Consider the following 5,442-nt stretch of genomic DNA (forward strand, 5'->3'; position numbering starts at 1 on the left):
TTTTGACCGCGGAGCATCGTCATTCCTCCCTTTCTCTGCATGTTGGCTAAGACGATTATAGCACGTATGTTCTTATTTAGAAAGAAAAACATCCGATTCATCTCCCACCTACATTCCATTTCGAGGTAGGAGACTTCTCGATGAATGTGTTAAAAAAGCCATACCGCCTAACCAAACGAAAACCCCAAACGGTCATTGATGCCTCCTGTTTGGGGTTCGTTCAAGAGTAGAGCACGATCATCGCAATGAAAAAGTACGCCGCGTTGGCGATTTCCAAGATGCCTAGTTTCATGATCGGCAGCGATTTTCCGTATAAGTAGACGGCGCGAATGGCGCTCGGCGCGTAGGCCAAAACGGCGAACGGCTCGCCGATGGCGATCAAACCGCCAATAAGTAGGGCATGATAGCCCCATGACAGCCATTTGTATCGCACGTTTTTCTTTTCGCAAATCATCGTTTTAACGTAAAACGTGCTGCCAATGAAAAAAAGGAAGGAAAACGCGGCCAATTCGAACGCCTCCACCGTCAATTCCCCGCGCCCGATATAAAAGGCGCCCAAGCCGCCGATGCAAAACGACGCGATGGCCGCAACATCATTCCAGAAAGCGCGCTCGTTCTTTTTCTTGCTGTAGTAGATGTTTACTAGGAAAAACGGAATCATCGCCAAGCCAAAGAGAACAAGGGCCGGCCGATGCCAAAGGGAAATGGCCAGGGCCGGCGCGGAGATGGCGCCATAGCGGATGGCAACGGGCACGTACGGCTCGTTCCGCTTCGTTTTGACCGCCATCAAGAGCGGATACGTCGCCAAGTAGAGGGCAAGCCAAGCGAGAAAGAGCGGCGCGTGAACCCACGAGAGACCGCCGGCGTATGCCCCGAGCCAAAACGGGATGATGAGCATCGCCCACGCGCCATGTTGTTTAGGCATCACCCATTTGCTTTTGTTTGCCATCGCTCTCATCCCCCGCTCACTGGCGGAATAAAGGCGACTGTATCGCCCGGTTGAAGCGGCGCGTCGTCACGGGCGTACTCCTCATTGACCGCGGTCATGACGCGGTCAAGCGGCAAGCCGTAACGCGCTTCCACTTCTTCTTTCAGCTTCCCTACGGTGTCGGGGACGTGCGGCCATGTCACTTGCCGCTCGCCGACTTGTTCGCCCAAATGAGCAAAAAACAATACCCGTATCATCGTTCATCCACCTCCGGCTTTCCGGACGGATAAGCTTTTGTTTCCAGTTGATCGCCAATCCATGCGCTGCCATCTTCCCATTGTTCTTTTTTCCAAATCGGTACGATTTGTTTGATCCGTTCGATGGCGTAGCGGTTCGCTTCATACGCTTCCGCGCGGTGCGGCGAGGAAACCGCGATGACGACGGCGATGTCGCCGATCTCAAGGCGCCCGATCCGATGGGTGATCGCCGTTTTCGCTCCCGGCCATTGTTCGGCGATTTCCGCTCCGATTTGCGCCAGCATTTTCTCGGCCATCGACACGTACGCTTCATATTGCAAAAAGAGCGTCCGTTTGCCGTTCGTCCATTCGCGCACCGTGCCGGCAAACACGGCGACCGCGCCGGCTTCCGGGCGCATCACTTTTTTCATCACATCCTCGACCGAAATCGGCTCGGACGTGATGACAAACAACGATTCCGTCATGTCCCTCTTCTCACCTCATTCATCAACCATGGGATATATTCGGCCTCATCAGCCAGCGAAAACACAGGGTGCGGCAACGGCCGGGAAAGCGGCTCCCAGGCGATGACGGCGCGGATGTTGGCGAGGTGCTGAAGCGACGCCCAATCTTCCTCGGAGCGCACAAGCACGACTTTCGGATGGGGCGCCTGCTTATAGCCTTCGACCAGCACGAGGTCCAGTCGAAGCGGCGCATAAAGCGCCAACACATCATCCAACCGCCACAACGGGCGGCGGAGATGCAGCTGCAACAGCCCGTCCCCTTCCACCGCTGTCGCCACCGCCCCGGCCCGCTCATGACGGACGGAATCGACGCCTTCCGGCCGTGCCGGCTCGCCGCCATGGCCGTGATGCTTCACCGTCCCGACGCGCCATCCTTCCCGGACGGCGGCCGCCACCCATTTTTCGACGAGCGTCGTCTTGCCCGTATGTTTATAGCCGACAACTTGCCAGACGTTCATTCGCTCGATCCCTCATCATCATCGAGCAGCCATACGTCCACCTCGTCACCTTTAGCGAATCCTCTCGTCCCGCCCGGCAGCACCATCAAGGCGTTGGCCGCCGCGAGCGAGGTGACGATGTTTGACTTATCCATGCCGACCGGCTTGACGATGAGCCGGCCGTCAATCGCTTCGACTCGGCTGCGCACGAAGCGGGTGAACGGATTCGGTTTGGGAAAATCGGCGCCGAGCGTGGCCTTCACTTTTTTCAAATACGGCTTGGGGGAAAACAAGCGCGTCCGCACGACCGGGCGGACAAACAGTTCATAGCCGACGTAGCACGCCGACGGATTGCCGGAGAGGCCAAACAGCAGCTTGCCATTCCACTCCGCGACGGTCGTCACGCTCCCCGGGCGCATGGCGATTTTGTTAAACAAAACGTTCGCCCCCAGCCGCTCGTAAATGGCGGGCAAATAGTCGTAATCGCCGACCGAGACGCCGCCGGTCGTCATGAGCATGTCCACTTGGTCGAGCGCCTCGCGCACGGCGTGAAAGCACGCGTCAAGGTCGTCGGCCAGCTGGCCAAAATAGATCAGCTCAGCGCCGCTTTTGAGCGCCTGTGCTTCAATCATGTAGGCGTTGCTGTTGCGGATTTTTCCCGGAACGAGCGGTTCAGAAACGTCAAGCAGCTCGCTGCCGGTCGCAAACAAGCCGATCCGCGGCTTTTTCGCCACCTTCACTTCGGCGTAGCCAAACGTCGCCAACAGCGCCGCCACTCCCGGATTGATGCGCGTTCCTTTCTCGACGAGCGGTTGTCCCTTTTTGGCATCTTCTCCTTGAAACGAGATGTTGTCGCCGGGGCGGAACGGGCGCTTAATCGACATATACGTTTTTCCATCCCGTTCATACTGTTTGGCCAGCTCCAACATAACGACCGCATCGCACCCTTGTGGAATTTGCGCTCCGGTCATCAGGCGCACCGCTTGAAACGGGCCGACGGGCTGTTTCGCCACTTGTCCGGCGCCAATTGTTTCGATCACTTCAAACTCGACCGGACGATCCAGCCCCGCTCCTTCCGAATCGGCGGCGCGAATGGCAAATCCGTCATACGGAGAGCGGTCAAACGGCGGCACATCATGGTCAGCGCACAAATCTTCGGCCAAATAGCGGCCATACGACTGGCGAAGCGGCACCGTTTCCTCTTCTCCCACTCCGGCGTAACGCATCACCCGAGCGATCGCTTCCGCTACAGGAATCGGGGTTCGTCTTTCGACCATGTCTCTCTCTCCTTTCGACTATATGGCTGTCGGCTATGGTCTCGTCCTTTTCACGCGGTTGCAGCGGTTTGATGCCTCCCGCCAGCATTTCATCACCGACACTCGCAGCGGCGAAGTGCGGCAACATCCTTTCCCACGTTTCGCTGAACAAAGCGGCCGACGGTGCGAGCTCTTGCTTCCCTTCAGCCGCATTGCGATATGGCTCCTGACTATAGTTTAGCACGTCTTGGGCCCGATGTTCGACTCGGTCGACCCGCTCTTTTGTCTTGATTGTACATAAAAACGAAAAGTACCGTTGTGATGTTGATCACATTCGTTCTCCATCTTCATTTTTTCGCTGCTGTGAGATGAATCACAACATGGCCGCGGAAAACACGGTATGCTGAAGCTGTAACGATTGGATCAATGGAGGAATGATGAATGGAACAGCGGTTTACTGACCAATCATTGATTGGCGATATCGTCACTCCATTTCCGAAAGCGGCTGATTTGTTGAAAGCGCGGCGCTCGAAGAAGATTTGTTTACCCACATCCATTTAGAAAACAACGTCCTCTTCCCGCGCGTGCTGGCGGCGGTGAAGCAAGGCCATTCCCCCATTTCTAAGGCAAAGGCAGGCGCAGCAAGCGATGAACAGGCCGCTCTTCGCTGGAAAGAGCGGCCCTGCTTCTTTGTCACCCGCCAATATACGACATTTCAATTTTCTTCCGTTGCTTCGCCGTTTCTTCCGTCCGTTCTTCCGAATAGCGGTCTGTCCGCTGGTTCCAAACCGCGGTGATCAGCGACTTCAGTTCCTCTTTCGTCGCCCCGGCGCGCAGGTTGTCTTTCAACGACACGCCCTTCGAGGCAAACAAACACGTATACAGCTTCCCGTCCGCGGAAATGCGCGCCCGCGTGCAGCTGCGGCAAAACGTTTCCGTCACTGAGGCGATAAAGCCGACTTCCACCTCCGTGCCGACGTAGCGATAGCGGCTCGCCACTTCGCCGAAGTACGCTTTTTCAACCGGTTCGAGCGGATGCATGGCGTTGATTTGTTCATACATCTCTTTTTTCGTCACAACATGGGAGTAATCCCAGCCGTTCGTTGTGCCGACGTCCATAAATTCAATGAGACGGAGCGGAATGCCTTGTTCTTTGAAATAGGCCGCCATCGGCACGATTTGCGAGTCGTTCCATCCTTTTTTGACGACCATGTTCACCTTGACGCCGAGCCCCGCCGCCCGGGCGGCTTCGATGCCTTTTAACACCGGGGCGACGCCGACGCCGATGCCGTTCATTTTGCGGAAAATGTCATCATCCAACGCATCCAAGCTGACGTTGACGCGCTTCAACCCGGCTTCTTTCAGCCGCTGCGCCCATTTCACTAAATGAACGCCGTTGGTCGTCAAGCCGATATCGCGCAGGCCGGGAATCGCAGACAGCCGCGCCACAATCGCGTCCAAATCGCGCCTTAAGAGCGGCTCGCCCCCCGTCAGGCGGATTTTTTCGACGCCCAGCTCGACAAAGCATTCCGATAGAAGCGCCATTTCCTCGACCGTCAACAGCTCGCCTTCCGCCAAAAAGCGAAAATTCGGCCCGAACACTTCGGCCGGCATGCAATAGACGCAGCGAAAATTGCATTGGTCGATCACCGATAACCGCAGATCGCGAAGCGGGCGGGACAGGCGGTCCATGATGTTCGTTCGGTTGCGCTCGCCCATCGCGCTCCCTCCTTTCTGTTTCGTTCACCGCACGCTGTTGTCAGGCGGCTTTGTTTATCTTAATTAGGCGAGAAGACTCCCACTTCAACGAAGCGAAGCGGAGTAAGTGGGAGATGAATCGCCTTAACTATATTTTACTGAAAATAGTATAGATTCAGTAAAATATAGTATAATATAGTTAGATGGGAGGTGAAAAAATGTATTTTTGTATCAAACAACAGCTAAATGGTTTGACCAAAGAAGAATACTTGACTCTTAGAGAACTGTGCCATATTGCCAAGAACATGTACAACGTCGGATTGTACAATGTCAGACAATACTATTTTGAACACAAGGAATTTC

General features: G+C 55.4%; 6 protein-coding genes and 2 pseudogenes. 2 read left to right on the forward strand and 6 right to left on the reverse strand.

Going from position 1 to position 5,442, the window contains the following annotated elements:
- Positions 1-220: 220 nt before the first annotated feature.
- From ETC05_RS17085 to ETC05_RS17105, 5 genes are read right to left on the reverse strand one after another with little or no spacing between them, the layout of a single operon-like run.
- Positions 221-949, reverse strand: a complete 729-nt coding sequence (locus ETC05_RS17085) for a YwiC-like family protein (RefSeq protein ID WP_171661528.1) — start codon at positions 947-949, stop codon at positions 221-223.
- Between the two features lie 5 nt (positions 950-954).
- Positions 955-1,185, reverse strand: coding sequence for a molybdopterin converting factor subunit 1 (moaD, locus tag ETC05_RS17090; RefSeq protein WP_171661529.1), 231 nt, complete (start codon positions 1,183-1,185; stop codon positions 955-957).
- Entirely contained in the window at positions 1,182-1,649 is a 468-nt protein-coding gene (locus tag ETC05_RS17095) for a molybdenum cofactor biosynthesis protein MoaE (protein WP_171661530.1), read from the reverse strand. The genes moaD and ETC05_RS17095 overlap by 4 nt, the downstream gene beginning before the upstream one ends.
- Positions 1,646-2,146, reverse strand: a complete 501-nt coding sequence (mobB, locus tag ETC05_RS17100) for a molybdopterin-guanine dinucleotide biosynthesis protein B (RefSeq protein ID WP_171661531.1) — start codon at positions 2,144-2,146, stop codon at positions 1,646-1,648. Before mobB ends, ETC05_RS17095 begins: the two co-directional genes overlap by 4 nt.
- Positions 2,143-3,402 (reverse strand): molybdopterin molybdotransferase MoeA, encoded by a 1,260-nt coding sequence (locus ETC05_RS17105; RefSeq protein ID WP_171661532.1) that lies wholly within the window; start codon positions 3,400-3,402, stop codon positions 2,143-2,145. The genes mobB and ETC05_RS17105 overlap by 4 nt, the downstream gene beginning before the upstream one ends.
- Before the next feature lie 500 nt (positions 3,403-3,902).
- Between ETC05_RS17105 and ETC05_RS18335 the strand changes: the two are divergent.
- Positions 3,903-3,983: pseudogene (locus ETC05_RS18335) on the forward strand (iron-sulfur cluster repair di-iron protein); the annotation flags it as partial.
- Positions 3,984-4,074: 91 nt separating this feature from the next.
- Here ETC05_RS18335 and moaA read toward each other — a convergent pair.
- Positions 4,075-5,100 (reverse strand): GTP 3',8-cyclase MoaA, encoded by a 1,026-nt coding sequence (gene moaA / locus ETC05_RS17115; RefSeq protein ID WP_171661533.1) that lies wholly within the window; start codon positions 5,098-5,100, stop codon positions 4,075-4,077.
- Between the two features lie 197 nt (positions 5,101-5,297).
- On the opposite strand from moaA, the pseudogene ETC05_RS17975 reads away from it, so the two are divergent.
- A pseudogene (locus ETC05_RS17975) lies at positions 5,298-5,442 on the forward strand (RNA-guided endonuclease TnpB family protein); the annotation flags it as partial.

The sequence above is a fragment of the Geobacillus sp. BMUD genome, from assembly GCF_013096845.1.
GTDB classification, from domain to species: domain Bacteria; phylum Bacillota; class Bacilli; order Bacillales; family Anoxybacillaceae; genus Geobacillus; species Geobacillus vulcani.

What these genes read in the sequence shown, in the direction of transcription:
- ETC05_RS17085 (WP_171661528.1), bottom strand. Translation starts at nt 949, where the DNA reads ATGGCAAACAAAAGCAAATGGGTGATGCCTAAACAACATGGCGCGTGG.
- moaD (WP_171661529.1), bottom strand. Translation starts at nt 1,185, where the DNA reads ATGATACGGGTATTGTTTTTTGCTCATTTGGGCGAACAAGTCGGCGAG.
- ETC05_RS17095 (WP_171661530.1), bottom strand. Translation starts at nt 1,649, where the DNA reads ATGACGGAATCGTTGTTTGTCATCACGTCCGAGCCGATTTCGGTCGAG.
- mobB (WP_171661531.1), bottom strand. Translation starts at nt 2,146, where the DNA reads ATGAACGTCTGGCAAGTTGTCGGCTATAAACATACGGGCAAGACGACG.
- ETC05_RS17105 (WP_171661532.1), bottom strand. Translation starts at nt 3,402, where the DNA reads ATGGTCGAAAGACGAACCCCGATTCCTGTAGCGGAAGCGATCGCTCGG.
- moaA (WP_171661533.1), bottom strand. Translation starts at nt 5,100, where the DNA reads ATGGGCGAGCGCAACCGAACGAACATCATGGACCGCCTGTCCCGCCCG.